The organism is Ensifer sp. (assembly GCF_035999185.1).
Lineage (GTDB): Bacteria > Pseudomonadota > Alphaproteobacteria > Rhizobiales > Rhizobiaceae > Ensifer.
In genome coordinates this window covers 63225-79657 of sequence record NZ_DASYHB010000101.1, presented here as the reverse complement: position 1 = coordinate 79657, position 16433 = coordinate 63225, and the positions used below count along the sequence as shown (strand labels likewise).

General features: G+C 63.0%; 17 protein-coding genes. 10 read left to right on the top strand and 7 right to left on the bottom strand.

Translation table 11 applies throughout. The features are described from left to right. Window positions 1-312: 312 nt before the first annotated feature. From VGO04_RS11005 to mobB, 3 genes are read left to right on the top strand one after another with little or no spacing between them, the layout of a single operon-like run. Window positions 313-1221 (top strand): DMT family transporter, encoded by a 909-nt coding sequence (locus VGO04_RS11005; RefSeq protein ID WP_327495994.1) that lies wholly within the window; start codon window positions 313-315, stop codon window positions 1219-1221. Between the two features lie 8 nt (window positions 1222-1229). Next, on the top strand, window positions 1230-1895 hold the full coding sequence (gene mobA, locus VGO04_RS11000; protein ID WP_327495993.1) for a molybdenum cofactor guanylyltransferase MobA: 666 nt from the start codon (window positions 1230-1232) through the stop codon (window positions 1893-1895). Continuing rightward, complete coding sequence (gene mobB / locus VGO04_RS10995) at window positions 1892-2431, top strand: molybdopterin-guanine dinucleotide biosynthesis protein B (protein WP_327495992.1); 540 nt, start codon at window positions 1892-1894, stop codon at window positions 2429-2431. The genes mobA and mobB overlap by 4 nt, the downstream gene beginning before the upstream one ends. Here the strand turns inward: mobB and VGO04_RS10990 are convergent. The 3 genes from VGO04_RS10990 to VGO04_RS10980 form a co-directional block, all read right to left on the bottom strand. Next, window positions 2428-4023, bottom strand: coding sequence for a tetratricopeptide repeat protein (locus tag VGO04_RS10990; RefSeq protein ID WP_327495991.1), 1596 nt, complete (start codon window positions 4021-4023; stop codon window positions 2428-2430). The two genes, mobB and VGO04_RS10990, sit on opposite strands and share 4 nt — an antisense overlap. Before the next feature lie 144 nt (window positions 4024-4167). Beyond that, a complete protein-coding gene (locus tag VGO04_RS10985; RefSeq protein ID WP_327495990.1) occupies window positions 4168-4911 on the bottom strand; it encodes a polysaccharide deacetylase family protein in 744 nt (247 codons plus the stop codon). 142 nt (window positions 4912-5053) lie between these two features. Continuing rightward, entirely contained in the window at window positions 5054-7366 is a 2313-nt protein-coding gene (locus VGO04_RS10980) for an OmpA family protein (protein ID WP_327495989.1), read from the bottom strand. A gap of 416 nt (window positions 7367-7782) precedes the next feature. Here VGO04_RS10980 and VGO04_RS10975 point away from each other — a divergent pair, with 416 nt between their 5' ends. The 4 genes from VGO04_RS10975 to VGO04_RS10960 all read left to right on the top strand — a co-directional run bounded on the left by VGO04_RS10975 (window position 7783) and on the right by VGO04_RS10960 (window position 10799). Further along, window positions 7783-8565 (top strand): ABC transporter substrate-binding protein, encoded by a 783-nt coding sequence (locus tag VGO04_RS10975; RefSeq protein ID WP_327495988.1) that lies wholly within the window; start codon window positions 7783-7785, stop codon window positions 8563-8565. Between the two features lie 169 nt (window positions 8566-8734). Then, window positions 8735-9538 carry an ABC transporter permease gene (locus VGO04_RS10970; protein ID WP_327495987.1) on the top strand — a complete coding sequence of 268 codons (804 nt, stop codon included), beginning with the start codon at window positions 8735-8737 and terminating at the stop codon, window positions 9536-9538. Next, a complete protein-coding gene (locus VGO04_RS10965) occupies window positions 9535-10365 on the top strand; it encodes an ABC transporter permease (protein ID WP_327495986.1) in 831 nt (276 codons plus the stop codon). Before VGO04_RS10970 ends, VGO04_RS10965 begins: the two co-directional genes overlap by 4 nt. Before the next feature lie 167 nt (window positions 10366-10532). Continuing rightward, on the top strand, window positions 10533-10799 hold the full coding sequence (locus VGO04_RS10960) for an usg protein (protein ID WP_327495985.1): 267 nt from the start codon (window positions 10533-10535) through the stop codon (window positions 10797-10799). 117 nt (window positions 10800-10916) lie between these two features. On the opposite strand, the gene VGO04_RS10955 is transcribed toward VGO04_RS10960, so the two are convergent. Beyond that, complete coding sequence (locus VGO04_RS10955) at window positions 10917-11642, bottom strand: DUF2270 domain-containing protein (RefSeq protein WP_327495984.1); 726 nt, start codon at window positions 11640-11642, stop codon at window positions 10917-10919. A gap of 203 nt (window positions 11643-11845) precedes the next feature. Here VGO04_RS10955 and VGO04_RS10950 point away from each other — a divergent pair, with 203 nt between their 5' ends. The 3 genes from VGO04_RS10950 (at window position 11846) to VGO04_RS10940 (ending at window position 14347) form a co-directional block, all read left to right on the top strand. Beyond that, window positions 11846-12673: a class I SAM-dependent methyltransferase gene (locus VGO04_RS10950; RefSeq protein ID WP_327495983.1), complete on the top strand. Its 828-nt coding sequence runs from the start codon at window positions 11846-11848 to the stop codon at window positions 12671-12673. Window positions 12674-12785: 112 nt separating this feature from the next. After that, on the top strand, window positions 12786-13655 hold the full coding sequence (locus VGO04_RS10945; RefSeq protein ID WP_327495982.1) for an NAD(P)-dependent oxidoreductase: 870 nt from the start codon (window positions 12786-12788) through the stop codon (window positions 13653-13655). Continuing rightward, on the top strand, window positions 13652-14347 hold the full coding sequence (locus tag VGO04_RS10940; RefSeq protein WP_327495981.1) for a DNA alkylation repair protein: 696 nt from the start codon (window positions 13652-13654) through the stop codon (window positions 14345-14347). Before VGO04_RS10945 ends, VGO04_RS10940 begins: the two co-directional genes overlap by 4 nt. Before the next feature lie 48 nt (window positions 14348-14395). Here the strand turns inward: VGO04_RS10940 and VGO04_RS10935 are convergent, their stop codons facing one another. The 3 genes from VGO04_RS10935 to VGO04_RS10925 all read right to left on the bottom strand — a co-directional run bounded on the left by VGO04_RS10935 (window position 14396) and on the right by VGO04_RS10925 (window position 16165). After that, window positions 14396-14884 (bottom strand): Lrp/AsnC family transcriptional regulator, encoded by a 489-nt coding sequence (locus VGO04_RS10935; RefSeq protein WP_327495980.1) that lies wholly within the window; start codon window positions 14882-14884, stop codon window positions 14396-14398. A 65-nt stretch (window positions 14885-14949) separates the two neighbouring features. After that, on the bottom strand, window positions 14950-15585 hold the full coding sequence (locus VGO04_RS10930; RefSeq protein ID WP_327495979.1) for a uracil-DNA glycosylase family protein: 636 nt from the start codon (window positions 15583-15585) through the stop codon (window positions 14950-14952). Further along, window positions 15578-16165 carry a thermonuclease family protein gene (locus tag VGO04_RS10925; RefSeq protein ID WP_327495978.1) on the bottom strand — a complete coding sequence of 196 codons (588 nt, stop codon included), beginning with the start codon at window positions 16163-16165 and terminating at the stop codon, window positions 15578-15580. The genes VGO04_RS10930 and VGO04_RS10925 overlap by 8 nt, the downstream gene beginning before the upstream one ends. Window positions 16166-16433: the final 268 nt, after the last annotated feature.

Sequence of the window (16433 nt, the reverse complement as noted above, 5' to 3'; positions counted from 1 at the left end):
ATCGCGGCGCCACCCCGCCGATCGCGTCATGCGAATGGATGCGGAATTGTGGCGACGATAGGCAGCGAAACTTAAGATTCCGCGAATAAATGCATGAACGATCGCGCCGGTTTACCGGTCGGGAGACAGTCTTTCGGGCGAAGGATCTCGCCTGCGGGCATCCGCTCTACTTGAAAAAGAAGAAATGCCGCCGTGTCATGCGATGTCGTTTGCACAAGGCGGCGGCCAATGCTTAAACATTGGGCGATCCACCCATGGATTCGCCTCCCCATCCGCCGGCGGACAATCGTCCGGCGCTGCAGGACAGCCAGCATGCAAGCCTCCACCAATTTTCGCGGCATTCTTTTCATGTGCCTGGCGATGGTCACGTTCTCCTGCAACGACGCACTCGTAAAATCCGTGACCGGCGCGATGAACGTGGGCCAGATCATTTTCGTGCGCGGGCTGCTGACGACGATGATGGTGGTGATTGCCGCCTGGCATTTTCGCGCCTTCCGACCGCTCGGCACGCTGATGCGGCCGGTGATCCTGGTGCGCATCGCGATGGAAGCGCTCGCCTCGGTCACCTATATCACAGCACTTGGCCAGATCCCGCTCGCCAACGCCTCGGCAATCATGCAGGCGCTGCCTCTGGCCGTCACGCTCGGCGCGGCCCTGTTTCTCGGCGAGCCGGTCGGCTGGCGGCGCTGGACGGCGATCGTCGCCGGTTTCATCGGCGTCTTGATCGTGCTCCGTCCCGGCCCGGAGGGTTTTACGCCGGCCGCCCTTACGGTCGTTGCCTGCGTCTTCGTCACTGCGACCCGCGACCTCTGCACCCGCCGGATCGGCCATGACGTGCCGTCGCTCTACATCACCGTCTCCACCTCGCTTGTGACCACCATCGTCGGCGCCGTCCTGATCGTGCCGATGGGCGGATGGCAGCCGATGTCGACGACGTCGTTCAGCCATATCGCCGCCGCCAGCGTTCTTCTGATGCTCGGCTACCAGACGATCGTGTTGGCGATGCGTGCCGGCGACATCTCGGTGATCGCCCCCTTCCGCTACACCAGCCTCATCTGGTCGATCGCGATCGGCATCTTCTTCTTTGCCGAAGTGCCTGATGCGTGGATGCTGGTGGGTGTCGCCGTTATCATCAGTTCGGGCCTCTACACCTTCTACCGAGAGACCCTGCGCGGCCGGAAGGCCGTCGCCCAGCGCTCGCTGACCGGCCCGCTCGAATAGGAGATCCGATGCTGGAAACCAGTCCCACGCCGCTGATCAGCGCACCCCTGCCCGGCGTCATCCTCGCCGGCGGACTGTCGCGCCGCATGGGCAGCCCGAAGTCCGACCTAAGGCTCGGCGGACAGACGATGCTGTCGCTGATCATCGCTCGGCTCCAGCCGCAGGTCACAAGCATCGCCATCAACCTCAACACTGAGCCGACCGAAGCAATTGCCGGAACATCGGCTATCATAGCCGATACCGTGCCGGGCTTCCTCGGGCCACTCGCGGGTGTGCTCACGGCCATGCGCTACGCCACAACAACCGCACCGGAAGCCTCCCATGTCGTCGTCGTCCCGACTGATACACCGTTCTTCCCGGCTGACCTTGTCCGCCGGCTCGCAGGCGCCATGACAGAGCGCCAGCAGATTGCGGTGGCAGCATCCGATAGCCAGATGCACCCGCTGTTCGCGCTCTGGCCCGTAGCGCTCGCCGACGATCTGGAGGCATGGCTCACCAGCGATCCGAAGCGTCGCGTGCGTGCCTTCATCGAGCGCCATCCGTCGGTTACGGTCGACTTTCCACTGCTCGCGACGCCAAAGGGCGCGTTCGATGCGTTCTTCAACGTCAACACACCGGATGATCTGAAGGATGCGGAGGAGTGGCTGAGGCTTTTCAAGGACAGCGCCGTATGACGGATAGAAAGATCTTCGGCATTGCCGGCTGGAAGAACTCGGGCAAGACCGGGCTGATGGTGCGGCTTGTCAGCGAATTGACACGGCGCGGCTATGTGGTTTCGACGGTCAAGCACGCCCACCACGATTTCGACATCGACAAGGTCGGCGCCGACAGCTACCGCCACCGCGAGGCCGGCGCCCACGAGGTGACGATCGTCTCCGGCACGCGTTTTGCAATCATGCACGAATTGCGCGGTGGGCCGGAGCCAAGCTTCGAGGAGATCCTCGCGCGGCTCGCGCCTTGCGATCTCGTGCTCATCGAAGGCTACAAGCGCGAGCCGATCCCGAAGATCGAGGCACGCCGTCTGGAATCGGCAAACCGCGAACCGCTGGCGCCTGTTGATCCGCACATCTGCGCCATCGCCGCCGACCACACGGTCACGGACGCCGACCTGCCGGTCTTCGACCTCGACGACACCACGACAATCGCCGATTTCGTCGAGAAGGTGACCGGCCTCAGCATCGGTGCCGAGCGTTCTCCACTGGCCGACTAGGGCGGATCGGAACCGCGGTACGCACTCGGCAGTGCGTTGAGCCCCTGTTGCGCCTCCGCCTTTCCTTGGGCTGCGGCCTTCAGGTACCATTTCGCGGCTTCCGACAGATCCTGCGCTACTCCTACGCCCTTGGCATAGGAGATGCCGAGGTTGAGTTGACCGTCCGCAAAGCCCTGTTCGGCGGACTTGCGAAACCACGAGACGGCCGCGACCGGATCGAGCGGGACCCCGATACCGTTGAGATAGGCCATGCCGAGATTGTTCTGGGCGACCGCGTAGCCTTGCTCGGCGGCAAGCGTGTAAAGCCGTGCCGCTTCCTCGTCGTCCTTATCGACACCGCGGCCATCGGCATACATAAGCGCCAGATTGAATTGCCCGGACGGGTCGCCGCGGTCGGCCAGGAGCCGGAACCAGCGCTCGGCCTCGCCGTAGTCCTGGGCAACGCCCCTGCCTTCGAGATACATCACGCCGGCATTCATCTGCGCCTTCGGATACCCGAGCCTCGCGGCCTTCAGAAACCAATTGAACCCAGTCGCATCGTCCCTCCCTACGCCACGGCCAAGAATGTAGAACGTCGCAAGATCGGCTTGCGCCTCCGCCACGCCTTGATCGGCCGCCTTGCGGCACCAGGTCAGCGCCTCCCGGTCATCGCGGCCAACGCCGATCGGGCGCGAATAGATGCCGCACAGCAGATATTGCGCGGCCGGATGGTTCCTCTCTGCCGCCGCGCGCAGCAGGCGCAAGCCTTGCCGGTAGTCCGGTCGTCCCATCGCTGGATCGAAGTAGCGCTTGCCGGCATTCACCTGTGCCTGCGTATTTCCCTGCTCGGCCGAGCGCAGGTACCAGCGCATGGCCTCCGCGTCGTTGCGCTCGACGCCTATCCCCTTTTCGTACATGTAGCCGAGATTGTATTGGGCGCTTTCGTGTCCTGCGATCGCCGCCCGCGACATCAGCCGATAGGCTTCCTTTTCGTCTTTCGGCGTGCCGGTCCCGTGAACGTAGGCCAGGGCGAGATTGTGCGCGGCGGCGGCAAGCCCCTGTTCGGCCGCCTTCCTGTACCAGCCGATCGCCGCCGCATCATCGCGCGCCGTGCCGCGCCCCTGCTGCAACATGATCGCCAGATTGAATTGCGCCAGCGAATAGCCCGCATCGGCTGCCTGCCTGTAATGCAACGCCGCCTGGGTTTCGTCCTTCGCAACGCCCAGCCCCTGCTCGTAGAGCACTCCGAGATTGTAATCGGCACCCGGTGATTGCTGTTGCGCTGCCAGGCGAAGCCAACGGGCAGCTTCGGCATAGTTCTGCTTCACGCCGTCGGCGCCGGAAAAATAGAGTGTGCCCAAATAGAACCGGGCTTTAGCGTTGCCCTTCTCGGCCGCCTTCCGGTACCAGCCGATCGCCTTCATCGCGTCGCGGGTCACCCCATCGCCTGTCTGGTAACGCATGCCGACATTGACCTGTGCCTCGGGATCGCCGTTGTCCGCGCGGGCCAGCATCTGCTCGAAGGTCGGCGGGCGACCGCTTTCGGCAAGCGCAGGCAGGAGACTGGCCACAAAGACCAACAGAGCAAACAGTCCGGCGACGACACGCTTCATCAACACCTCCCGCGGTGGGCGCACAGCGCTCCGATCCTACGATGAGGGTTCGATCAGGGAGACTTGATTTCGACGGACCGCTTCAAAGCGTCGAGCAGCGGCGGCATCAGACGAACTTTTTCCGGCTCCGACAGCCGATTTACGTCAATTCGTCGCGCCGACGGTCGTTTCGTCCGGAATCTCGTTCAACCGCACGAAGCTGTAGCCCTTCGCCTTGAGGTCGAGGATGCCGCGCGCGACCCCGGCGCCGGCGGAATGGGTCGGCTGGTTGATGTGGGCGATGATGACGTCGCCATCCTTGGCATTGCGGATGCGTTTTTCCGCAACGGCTGCACCGAGCAGCGAGCCGCCATCGCCATTCACAGAGTAACCGGCGATGCGGTAGCCCATGGCGCGGATCTGGCCCATCGACGAATGGGTGTATTTCGCGGTAGCACCGCGGAACCAGCGTGGCGCCGGAAGGCCGTGCGCCTCGATTGCTTTCGCCCCACCATCGACCTCGGCCGCAACCGCGGCTTCCGAACCGGCGGCCGCAAGCCCGTAGACGGAGATCTTCACGTCGATCGGCGGCACGTGCATGGCGCCGTGATCCTCGATCTCGAACAGGTCGGGATGCGCCTTCATGACCTCGACGACGAGGCCGTTGCGCTTCAGCCAGCGTGCTGTGACGAAGATCGTGGCCGGGATGCGGTTTTCGACCAGCGTGCCGAGAATGCGCATATCGGTCGCACCGCTGCAGGCATCGAGCGTCAGGGCGACACGCGGCGCCCCACTCTTCCCGGCCGGATTGGACGGCAGCCGCAGATCCGGCTCGACAAGGCCGGGTGCGGCGACGGCCGATTGAGCAAGCGTAGTGGCGGCAACAAGCGCAAGGATAAAGGCTTTCATGGCAATCCGGGGGAATGAAATGATGCAAGACGGTTTCAGGAAACGACAGAAACCCGCCTTTTGCGAGGCGGGTTTCTGAAACTTAGGCGGGCAGTCCTGCCCGAAGCTGGACCAACGTCGGGTGCCGGCGTTGACCGCTTTGTTAGCGCTGCGCGACCGGGCGAACCAGCGGCGTCACGCGGCGAATGGTGACGCGGCGGTTCTGCTGCTCGGCCACCTGCGTGCGCACCTTGAGGAAGCGCTCGCCATAACCCTGCGTCACCAGGTTTTCCGGCGGGATGCCGTAGACCTCGGTCAGGAGCGAGGCGACCGATTCGGCGCGCTTGTCGGAGAGCACGAGGTTCGAGCGGTCCGACCCGACGGCATCCGTGTGGCCTTCGATGAAGAAGGTTTCGCCCGGATCCTTGGCAAGCACCTTCTCCATCGCGGCTGCCACCTTGCGCATGGTCTTTGCCTGCGACATCGACACTTCGGCACTGCCCGTCGGGAAGGTGATGGTGTCGAGGTCGACGCGGCGGACCTTGTCACGCAGACGCGCGGAATGACGCACCTCGTCGATCGTGTAAACGCGCTCGACGCGCTCCACCGGCGGCTCGGACAGGAACTCGTAGTAGTCGCGGTCCGGATCGTCGGAAACATCGGCGATGTAGTCACGCACCGGAATGCGCAGGCGCATCGGCGGCAGTTCGTAACCGACGTCTATGATAGCCGGACGCGGACCTTCGTCACGCTCGGGCGCATAGATCATCAGGTATTCGTTGCCGTCGCGGTCCACGCGCGATCGCTGCAGGATGTCGCCGTAACGATTGTAGACGGTGACGATCCGGTGGCCGCCCGGACGCACGATGGTTTCGCGGGTACGACCGCGCGGAAGCTGGTCGTAGTAGGTCTCTTCCGCATCGTAGCGCAGGCGCGGACGATCGTCGCCGCGCACGAAGATCTGGTCGCCGACGCCGAGAATCACCCGGTTGTCGACCTGCTCGACGATCTTCACCTCGGTGATGTTGTTGGTGATGTTGTTGACCGTCGTGTTGTTGTTGATCACCGTGTTGTTGATAACGGTGTTGTTGATGATGTTGGTCGTTTCCGGTACCACGAAGACCGGTGCCTCGTCGACACGCGTTCCCTTTTCGTTGAGGTTCGCCTCGATCTTCTGCGGCAGGTCAGCCTGGATCTCGGTGGCGATGGCGGCCTGGGCCGCAGCATCGTCTGCCGGTGGCGGCGCCTCTTCTTCCTTGGCGCGCAGTTCCTCGCGCAGCTTCTGGCGCTGTTCACGCGCCTGGTTGCCGCCGGCATTGTCGGCGTCCTTGTCGCTGTCGAGCACGGCCGCACCGTTTTCGACCGGCAGGACGACGGTCTCGTCGGTCGCAGCCGGGTCGTCGGCGATCTTCACCTTCTCTTCTTCCGTGCGCGTATCGACGACTTCCGGAACCGGCTGCTGCACCTGCGGCTGCTGCTCGGCGGTTGCCGGCTGGCCTTCGGTGCCAGGCACCGGTTGGCCTTCACCGGTCTGCGGCTGCTCGGTGCCGGGCACCGGCTGCCCCTCGCCGGTCTGCGGCTGCGGCTCCACGGCCGGAGCAACTTCGCCGCCGGCCTTCTGCTCGTCGGTCACAACAGGCTCTTCGCCAGCCTTCTGCTCCTGCGTCGCGGGGGCCTCTTCGCCGGCCTTCTGCTCTTGCGTGGTCACCGGTTGCTCGGCAGCCTTCTCGCCTTCAGGCACCGGCTGCTGGCTGGCATCCGGTTGAGCCTGTTCCGTTGCCTTCTGCTCTTCAGCTGCCTTGCGCGCAGCCTCGTCTTCAGCGGCCTTCTGCTGCTCTGCAGCCTGACGAGCCGCCTCGTCTTCGGCAGCCTTCTGCTGGTCGGCGGCCTTCTGCTGGTCTTCGGCGGCCTTTTGCTGTTCGGCGGCCTGGCGGGCAGCCTCATCCTCAGCCGCCTTCTGCTGTTCAGCTGCCTGGCGCGCGGCTTCCTCTTCTTGAGCCTTCTGCTGCTCGGCAGCCTGACGGGCAGCCTCTTCTTCGGCCGCCTTCTGCTGCTCGGCGGCCTGCCGGGCAGCCTCTTCCTCGGCAGCCTTCTGCTGCTCGGCAGCCTGACGTGCGGCTTCCTCTTCTTGGGCCTTCTGCTGTTCGGCAGCCTGGCGTGCGGCTTCTTCTTCGGCGGCTCGCTGTTGTTCGGCTGCCTGACGGGCAGCCTCTTCTTCGGCGGCTCTCTGCTGCTCAGCCTGCTGGCGAGCGGCCTCTTCTTCCTGGGCGCGCTGCTGTTCTGCTGCCTGACGCGCCGCTTCTTCCTCGGCCTGGCGCTGCTGCTGCAAAAGCAGCTGTTCGTCAGTCTGGTCACCGCTCTCCTGTGCAACCTCGAATGGCTTCATCAGGCTGTCGGCGACGGCGGGCGGAACCGCGACGGAAACCGAAAGCACCGGCAGCGCGACGGTCGCGAAAAGTTTGGATCGAATCGACATTCTGTCTTCTTCCTCTTTCTGGGAGGTCCTGGCCCGCACCCGTTTTCCGATCCATTGCATATGGCGGAATCGAATGCGAACGTGAATTCTTACGGGGCCTTGACCCAAGGTTCCGGCTTTTTTGTGTTGGCCGCGAGACCCGCGGTCACATGCAACGCCCGAACCGCGAACCGGTTCCTCCACTAGGGCTAGCGAAGGCAAGATTAACCGCTGCTGAACGCGCCGTTCATCTGCATTGCGCCGCCGCCACCGCAATCTCCGGTCGAAATCCTTTTCCCGCTGGAGACCTTCGCTTTCCTGTTGATTTTTACTGGAAAAGAGTACGAATATCGCCGCAACCGGTGGCAGACGCCCCGGCTGAAATTGGCATCCGTGAAAAACAGAAAACCGGATGTCGGCCAACAGAGAGGACTATCATGCGTATTTCCAAGCGGCTGGCAGCCGCCGCATCGGCTGCCGTTTTCGTGCTCATGGCAGGCTCGGCCATGGCCGACGGCGAAAAGGTCGTGATCGGCACGGAAGGCGCCTACCCGCCCTTCAACAACCTTGCAGCAGACGGCACCCTGACCGGCTTCGACATCGACATCGCCAAGGCTCTGTGCGTGGAAATGAAGGCCGAATGCACCTTCGTCACCCAGGACTGGGACGGCATCATTCCGGCGTTGATCGCCAAGAAGTTCGACGCCATCATCGCCTCGATGTCGATCACCGCCGAGCGCAAGGAAAAGGTCGACTTCACCAACAAGTACTACAACACGCCGCCGGCAATCGTCGTGCCGAAGGATTCGCCGATCACCGAAGCGACCGCGGCAGCCCTCGAAGGCAAGGCGCTTGGCGCTCAAGGGTCCACCACCCACTCCAACTACGCCGAAGCGCATATGAAGGGCGCGGACATCAAGCTCTACCCGACGGCTGACGAGTACAAGCTCGACATCGCCAACGGCCGCATCGATGCCGTCATCGACGACGTCGTCGTGCTCTCGGAATGGCTGAAGACCACGGATGGCGCCTGCTGCAAGCTGCTCGGCACGCTGCCGATCGACCCGGTCATCAACGGTGACGGCGCCGGCATTGCCGTTCGCAAGGGCGACGACGCGCTGCGCGAAAAGTTCAACAAGGCGATCGAAGCAATCCGCGCCAACGGCAAATACAAGGAAATCAACGAAAAGTACTTCCCGTTTGACGTTTATGGGAGCTGATTGACGGGTTCCGGCGCGATTCCCTAGTGAATCATGCCGGAAAAACGTCGGTTGATGCGAAAAATGCAACGGCGGATGGCTTGCCCTTCCGCCGTTTTTGTTTGACAAGAACCTAAAACAAAAGCGCGATCGATACGCATAAGAACAGCGCAAAGGGGAAATCTCTGACATGAGCGGGTTGCTTGCCGGCTTCTATTCCATCCTCTCCTGGATCGGCTCGATCGTCGATCCATTCTGCGGCCCGGTCGGTGTCTTTCGGTGGCTTGCCCCCGGCACACTGCTTGCCTGTGGCGATACCGGCTGGGGCGACGAAATCGCCTTCGGTTTCATCACCACGGCGAGCCTTGCGATTGCGACCTTGCCGGTCGGCCTTCTGATCGGCTTCTTCATTGCCCTGGGCAAACAATCCGAAGAGCGCACGGTCCGGCTCGCGTCGAATATCTATACGACGATCTTCCGCGGTCTGCCCGAGCTCCTAACCCTCTTCATCGTCTACTACGGCCTGCAGATCCTGGTTCAGCAGTTCCTGGCGACAATCGGTTATGACGAGCCCGTCGAGATCAATGCCTTCTTTGCCGGCATGATCGCGCTTGGCGTGGTCTTCTCCGCCTATTGCTCGGAAGTCCTGCTGTCCGCCTTCAGGGCCATTCCGCACGGTCAATACGAGGCCGGCGATGCGCTCGGCTTCCATCGCGGCAAGACCATGCGCCTCATCATCCTGCCGCAGCTGGTGCGCATCGCGCTGCCCGGCCTCGGCAATCTCTGGATGGCGCTCCTGAAGGATACCGCGCTCGTTTCGGTCGTCGGCCTGCCCGACATCCTGCGACAGACCGGCGTTGCGGCGCGCGTCACCAAGCAAGCGTTCGAATTCTTCGGCATGGCCTGCATTCTCTTCCTCATGCTCGCGATGCTCTCGTCGATCGTCTTTTCCAACCTTGAACGCTGGACCAAACGTTCGGAGATGGGCCGATGAGCGCTATTGTTTCGATGATCCCGCCGCAGGCTCCGCCGCCGGTCCCGCCAAAACCCTACTCGCTCGCCCGCTTCGTCGGCAGCGTCACGCTTGGCATCTGGCTGGCGCTGGGCGTCGGCATTTTCCTGACGGTCGTTAACGGCTGGGACCCGGACAAGTTCGCCAAATACGGCCCGAGCTTCCTGTCCGGCCTCGGCGTCACCCTGCTGCTCGTCAGCTGCTCGGTCGTCCTGGGTGCCATTCTTTCCCTGCCGATCGCGCTTGCGCGCATGTCGAAGAACAAGGTCTGGTCCTGGCTTGCCTATGGCTACGTCTATTTCTTCCGCGGCACGCCGCTGATCGCGCAGCTGTTCCTCATCTACTACGGTCTCGGCAGCTTCCGCCCGCAGCTGGAATCGATCGGTCTCTGGTGGTTCTTCCGCGAAGCCTGGAACTGCGCCCTCTTCGCCTTCACGCTCAACACCGCTGCCTATCAGGCAGAGATCCTGCGCGGTGCCATCGAGAGCGTGCCGCGCGGCCAGCGCGAGGGTGCCGCCGCCCTCGGCCTGCCGGACCGCATCGCCTTCTACAAGATCATCCTGCCGCAGGCGATGATCGTGGCTTTGCGCCCCTACGGCAACGAAATCATCCTGATGATCAAAGGCTCGGCGATCGTGGCGATCGTCACCGTCTTCGACCTGATGGGCGAAACCCGTCGCGCCTTCTCGCGCACCTTCGACTACCAGATGTACATCTGGGCAGCCATTCTCTACCTGATCATGGTCGAGATCCTGCGCAACGTCTGGAACATGCTGGAAACGCGCCTGACGCGCCACCTGAAGCGGTAATCACCAGCCGCCTCACGTTTCAGAAAGCTTGGCAGCACTCCCCGAAGGATGCTGCCAAGCTTTTGATATTTATAGCTAAAGTCTCAGATCGATCTACATATTAGGACTTGATTAATAAATCAAGCGTTTCATCATAGAGACCAACCTTTGCGAGAAGTGAGGTCCTGATGACAAACGAAATGGAACTGCAACTGAAGGGCTACGGCTTGACCACGGCCCAGATCCTCTACCGCATGCCGGATCATCCCACCTTCCTGCAGACCTATATCTGGCAACACTACGACCTGGCGCCGGACTTTCCCGAAATGCGAGGCTTCCTGAAATTCTGGGAGGAGAAGCTCGATGGGCCGCTGCACTCGGTGCGCTATGTCCACCGCAAGCTGATCTCGGCGACCGAATGGCGAGCGTTGAAGGGCGAGCTCATTCTGCACTGAACGGCAAGGGTCGAGACAGTAAGGGCAAGACCCGCCCGTGATTGCGCGGCCGCGACACGCTGGCCGTCTCAGTCTGATGCGATATCCGCCGACTGACCGTGAGGCTGAAGCGCCCCCTTACACATGCACCTCCCCATGCGCCAGTTCCCCTTCGCGCGGCTCCTTGTGCAGAGCACCGTAGAGCACCAGCCCATAAAACAGCACGACAACGAGGATCACGGGCCAACCGGGTATGGGGCCAAGGGCTGCGTTTTGCGTGACATCGGCCCAGGAGCGCACGTGACCGAAGGGCTCGCCATTCGCCGACATCTTGGGCGAGGAGATCTTCAGCGCCCAGGCAAGCAAGAGGATCAGGTACATCCAGCAATAATTGCGCTGCAGCCGCCGGCAGACCGCTTCGCGATAACTCATCAGGAAGGCAGGCTTGCGCAGGCTCTTGGCGATCGATGCCGCCCAGTTGAGGTTCGGCGTTCCGTCAGGCGCGAGGATCTGCGCGAAATATCCGCGCTCCAATTGCCGCACCCGGGCACGGTAGACATCGAAGAAGCGGTACCGCCGCGCCTCGATCAAAAGCAATAGCGTGATCAAGAGCATCGCGAACAGCAGCACGCCGTGATGCGACGATGGGGTCGACAGCGAAACGGACAGCAGCGCCGCAACGACAGTGATCGCCCAATTGGACGTCCGGTCGATGCGATCGCGCCAGCCGGCCATGCGCCCCATCTCGCCGCGATAGTAGTGCACCACCGCGTTGATCTGCTCCTGCGACGTCTGCGGCAAGGGCGGACCTTTCGGCTCCTTTGTCTCGGCGCTCAAGATCAACGGCCCAAGCTCGGCGGACATCGGCATTCCTCCCGTCTTTTCTTATGCTTGCGATGATGACTCCTTTCCTGTCGCCGATAAATCCCGACGGCGCCGCATGGCGCCGTTTTTCGTTCAAAAGACCAATGAAACCCTATCGGTCCCCTTGGGAACGATCGATCCGCGACGCCGAAGGATCGACGACGGCAATTGCCAAAGCCAGGCTTCGGACGTAAGAAGCGCAAATGACCCAGAACAGCACGAAAATCGACGAGGAAGCGCTGGCGGAAGCCTATAACCGCGCCCTCACCCTGGAAAAGTCCGGCAAGTTCGATGCCGCCGCCGAGGCCTATGTCGAAGTGCTGGCGCTCGACCCGGAAGATCACGGCGGCGCAGCCGTCCGCCTGGCCTCGATGGGCCGCGGCGAGACGCCGGTAAAGGCGCCGGATGCCTATGTGGCGACCCTCTTCGACCAGCATGCCGAAGTGTTCGACAACGTGCTCGTCGACCAGCTCGGCTACTGCGTGCCGCTTCTCGTGCGCCAGCGCCTGCAGGCGCTCGAACTCGGCCCCTTCGACCGGGTGCTTGATCTCGGTTGCGGCACGGGCCTCACCGGCGGGGCGCTGCGCGACATGGCCGACGACATCACCGGCATCGACCTCTCGGAAAACATGGTCGAGATCGCCCATGAGAAGGACCTCTACGAGACGCTCTACGTGGCCGAGGCCGTCGACTTTCTCGACGACAACGACGACGCGCCCTTCAACCTGATCGTCGCCACCGACGTGCTTCCCTATATGGGCGCGCTCGAGGCGCTGTTCTTCGGTGCAGTCGACAATCTCGTGCCGGGCGGTCTTCTGATCTTCTCCAGCGAGACGCTGCCGGCCGAAACCTTCGCCGGCCGCAACTTCATGGTCGGCCCGCACCAGCGCTTTGCCCATGCCGAGAGCTACCTGCGCGACCGCCTCGCCGCCACCGGCTTCGAGATCGTCGAGGTCGGCGACATCACGGTGCGCCTGGAAGAAGGCGAACCGATCGCCGGTCACCTGGTGATCGCCCGCTTCAAGCCCTGATCGGGCCAATGCCAAATCATGCGAAGGGAGCATCGCCCGATGCTCCCTTCGCTCTTTTCCGCACCCGCGCCATCGGCTACACCAAAGCGAAAGCAATGGGAGCATTCTGATAATGGCAAAGGTCGCATTCATCGGTCTCGGCGTCATGGGGTATCCCATGGCCGGCCACCTCAAGGTCCGCGGCGGACACGAACTGACGGTCTATAACCGCACCTTCGCCAAGGCCGAGAAATGGGCCGCCGAATTCGGCGGCAGTGCCGCGCGCACCCCGGCAGAAGCTGCCGACGGCGCCGATTTCGTCTTCTCTTGCGTCGGCAACGACGACGACCTGCGCTCGGTAACGACGGGCAAGGACGGCGCCTTCGAGACGCTGAAGGCCGACGCCGTCTTCATCGACAACACCACCGCGTCTGCCGAAGTCGCCCGTGAACTTTACGCCGCCGCAAAAGCGCGCAGTGCGCACTTCATCGACGCGCCGGTGTCCGGCGGCCAGGCGGGTGCTGAAAATGGCGTTCTGACCGTCATGTGCGGCGGCGACGAGCCGGCCTTTGATCGTGCAAAACCCGTGATCGAAGCCTTTGCGCGTATGGTCGGGCTGATGGGCCCGGCCGGCGCCGGACAGATCACCAAGATGATCAACCAGATCTGCATCGCCGGCCTCGTGCAGGGGCTGGCCGAAGGCATCCACTTCGGCAAGATGGCAGGTCTCGACATCGAGAAGGTCGTCGACGTCATCTCCAAGGGGGCCGCCGGCTCCTGGCAGATGGAAAACCGCCACAAGACCATGAATGCGGGCAAGTATGATTTCGGCTTTGCCGTCGACTGGATGCGCAAGGACCTCGACATCGTGCTTGCCGAAGCCCGCCGCAACGGCGCCAAGCTGCCGGTAACGGCCCTCGTCGACCAGTTCTATGGCGACGTGCAGGAGATGGGCGGAAACCGCTGGGATACGTCCTCGCTGCTCGCCCGGCTGGAAAAATGACCCTTGGCCCCGCGTCGACCGCAGATGAGATCTTAGGCCACCTGCGGTCGCTCGGGTCAAAGGACAATCTCGCCGGCATGGCGCGTTTCGGCATCGTGACCGAAACCGCTCTCGGCCTCTCCAATATCGAGCTGCACAAGGTTTCGCGGCTCATAAAAATAGACCACCGCCGCGCGCTTGCACTCTGGCAGACCGGCATTCGCGAGGCGCGCATTCTTGCGGCCTTCACCGCCGATCCCAAGGCGCTGACGCTAGACGAGGCCCGCAACTGGGCCGAGGACTGCAATTCCTGGGAGGTCGTCGATACCGTCGCCGACCTCTTCATTGCCGCCCGTTTCGAACAGGAACTGATCCCGGAATTTGCCGCCGACGAACGCGAATTCGTCCGCCGCATCGCTTTTGCGATGATTGCGGTTGCCGCCGTCCACCTGAAGAAGGAACCGGACGCAACGCTGCTCGCCTGGCTGCCGCTGATCGAGCGTCACGCCGAGGACGAGCGCAACTTCGTCAAGAAGGCGGTCAACTGGGCGCTGAGGCAGATCGGCAAGCGCAATGCCGCCTGCCACGGGCCGGCGCTGGCGCTCGCAGAGAAGCTCGCCAACAGTTCCAACCGCGCGGCGCGGTGGACGGGCAAGGACGCAGTGCGTGAGCTGACAAGCGAAAAGGTACTGGCGAGGCTTGGCCTCGACTGAAAGAGATGGCGGCCCCAAGCGGACCGCCCTCGTCCTGGCGACGCTCGCTCAGTCTTCGCTGGACTTCGCCTGGTCGATCATCATGTAGTCGAGCGGCAGCTCGGTCGTGTACTTGATCTGCTCCATGGCAAAGACCGAGGACACGTCGCGGATCTCGATCTTGGCGATCATGCGCTTGTAGAAGGCGTCATAGGCGGCAATATCGGGCACGACCACGCGCAGCAGATAGTCGACGTCGCCGCTCATGCGGTAGAACTCGACGACCTCAGGAAATTCCGACACGACTTCCGAGAAACGGCGAAGCCACTCGATCGAGTGCGAATTCGTGCGGATCGAGACGAACACCGTGACCTTGGTGTTGATCTTCACCGGATCGAGAAGGGCGACGCGGCGACGAATGACGCCATCCTCTTCCATCTTCTGGATACGCCGCCAGCACGGCGTGGTCGAAAGCCCCACCTTCTTGGCAAGGTCGGCAACGGCCAGCGTGGAATCCTCCTGCAACAGGCGCAGGATCTTGCGGTCTAGGCGGTCCATGAAAGTCCCTCTCGAATTATTTTTTCTTCTATAGCGCGAAACTGGTGAAGATAAAGAAAATTGTTTCAGCCCGTGAACAGTGCGACGCGTTCGCGCAGGAATGGCAGCACGTCGGCCTCAAACCAGGGATTTCGCTTCAGCCAGCCGGTATTGCGCCAGCTCGGGTGCGGCAGCGGCAGGATCGCAGGCACCGCGTTGCGCAAGGCATAGCGCCGCCAGTCCTTCACCGTCTCCGTCATCGATTTCGGACAGTCCGGGCCGATATGCCAGCGTTGCGAATAGTGCCCGACTGCCAGCACAAGCTCGACCTGCGGCATCTGGTCCATCACCCGCTGCCGCCAACGCGGGGCACATTCGCGTCGTGGCGGCAGGTCGCTGCCATGGGCGTCATAGCCGGGAAAGCAGAATCCCATGGGCACGATTGCGATCTTTGCGGGATCGTAGAAGGTCTCGCGGTCGACGGCCAGCCACTGCCGCAGCCGGTCGCCGGAAGCGTCGTTGAACGGCAGCCCGCTTTCATGCACGCGAAGCCCCGGCGCCTGCCCGGCGATCAGCAGCCGCGCCGACGGTGAGATGACCGCAACCGGCCGCGGCTCGTGCGGCAGGCGGTCGCCCTCGCGCGCCGGCTGATCGCGACAGATACGGCAGGCGGCGATCTCCGCGCGAAGCTGATCGAGGTCGGTAGGCTGGCGCTCAGGCATCGCCGATACCCGAAAACACCGATGCGAGGCGCTCGAGCAGCCAGCGCCGGATGGACGCGAGCCAGCCGTCGATGAGATGCGGCGCCTCGTCCGGGCGGCCGTTCGTCCGGCGCCACTCCTGCGGGACGACGAATGCGCCGGCCCAGATCCCGCGCTTCTCCCTCTCGGCCTTCGCTTCTTCGGCCTCGTAGCGCCCATAGCTCACCGCAAAACCCGAGAGCACCATCTCACGCCCGATATCACGTCCACCCGCCTCGCAAGCACCGAGATCCCGCCCGTAACGGTCGCGACCGTGAAAGCGACAGCGGACGTTTCCGGCGGATGTGAGCGCCTTCAGCCGATCACGCGCCTGACGTCCGCACTCCCACGTGATGCCGTCCCGTTGGCAGGTCTGGCCGAGCTCGGGCGCATCGATGCCCTCGATGCGAACGCGCCTTCCATCCATCCGGAGGCTGTCGCCGTCGCTCACCATGGCAATCCCACGTGCCTCTCCCGTGGTCGCCCGTTCGCCCGTGGCAATCCGGTCGGCGAAGAAGGCGCCGACGCCCAAAAGCAGCAGAATGGCCCAGCCCCCGAGCATCCCGCCGCGGGCGCTCGATCGCGCCGGGCCTGGGGTCCTGCGGTCGCGCCCGCTTGAAAACCGATTTCGCGTCCGTCCGAACTTCACGCCTGCACTCACCTCGATCGCCCACACACGGCCTCTTTGTGGGTAAACATGGCCGATTCCAAGACATTAGAGAAGGAACCTCAGGTAACGCTCCACCGGCCGAAAACAAAACACGCTCGCGCCACAATGGTTGTCGAATCCTTCACGCGCCGCAGCAACTTCTTAAGGATTGCTCACTAGA

What these genes read in the sequence shown, in the direction of transcription:
- VGO04_RS11005 (WP_327495994.1), top strand. Translation starts at nt 313, where the DNA reads ATGCAAGCCTCCACCAATTTTCGCGGCATTCTTTTCATGTGCCTGGCG.
- mobA (WP_327495993.1), top strand. Translation starts at nt 1,230, where the DNA reads ATGCTGGAAACCAGTCCCACGCCGCTGATCAGCGCACCCCTGCCCGGC.
- mobB (WP_327495992.1), top strand. Translation starts at nt 1,892, where the DNA reads ATGACGGATAGAAAGATCTTCGGCATTGCCGGCTGGAAGAACTCGGGC.
- VGO04_RS10990 (WP_327495991.1), bottom strand. Translation starts at nt 4,023, where the DNA reads ATGAAGCGTGTCGTCGCCGGACTGTTTGCTCTGTTGGTCTTTGTGGCC.
- VGO04_RS10985 (WP_327495990.1), bottom strand. Translation starts at nt 4,911, where the DNA reads ATGAAAGCCTTTATCCTTGCGCTTGTTGCCGCCACTACGCTTGCTCAA.
- VGO04_RS10980 (WP_327495989.1), bottom strand. Translation starts at nt 7,366, where the DNA reads ATGTCGATTCGATCCAAACTTTTCGCGACCGTCGCGCTGCCGGTGCTT.
- VGO04_RS10975 (WP_327495988.1), top strand. Translation starts at nt 7,783, where the DNA reads ATGCGTATTTCCAAGCGGCTGGCAGCCGCCGCATCGGCTGCCGTTTTC.
- VGO04_RS10970 (WP_327495987.1), top strand. Translation starts at nt 8,735, where the DNA reads ATGAGCGGGTTGCTTGCCGGCTTCTATTCCATCCTCTCCTGGATCGGC.
- VGO04_RS10965 (WP_327495986.1), top strand. Translation starts at nt 9,535, where the DNA reads ATGAGCGCTATTGTTTCGATGATCCCGCCGCAGGCTCCGCCGCCGGTC.
- VGO04_RS10960 (WP_327495985.1), top strand. Translation starts at nt 10,533, where the DNA reads ATGACAAACGAAATGGAACTGCAACTGAAGGGCTACGGCTTGACCACG.
- VGO04_RS10955 (WP_327495984.1), bottom strand. Translation starts at nt 11,642, where the DNA reads ATGTCCGCCGAGCTTGGGCCGTTGATCTTGAGCGCCGAGACAAAGGAG.
- VGO04_RS10950 (WP_327495983.1), top strand. Translation starts at nt 11,846, where the DNA reads ATGACCCAGAACAGCACGAAAATCGACGAGGAAGCGCTGGCGGAAGCC.
- VGO04_RS10945 (WP_327495982.1), top strand. Translation starts at nt 12,786, where the DNA reads ATGGCAAAGGTCGCATTCATCGGTCTCGGCGTCATGGGGTATCCCATG.
- VGO04_RS10940 (WP_327495981.1), top strand. Translation starts at nt 13,652, where the DNA reads ATGACCCTTGGCCCCGCGTCGACCGCAGATGAGATCTTAGGCCACCTG.
- VGO04_RS10935 (WP_327495980.1), bottom strand. Translation starts at nt 14,884, where the DNA reads ATGGACCGCCTAGACCGCAAGATCCTGCGCCTGTTGCAGGAGGATTCC.
- VGO04_RS10930 (WP_327495979.1), bottom strand. Translation starts at nt 15,585, where the DNA reads ATGCCTGAGCGCCAGCCTACCGACCTCGATCAGCTTCGCGCGGAGATC.
- VGO04_RS10925 (WP_327495978.1), bottom strand. Translation starts at nt 16,165, where the DNA reads ATGCTCGGGGGCTGGGCCATTCTGCTGCTTTTGGGCGTCGGCGCCTTC.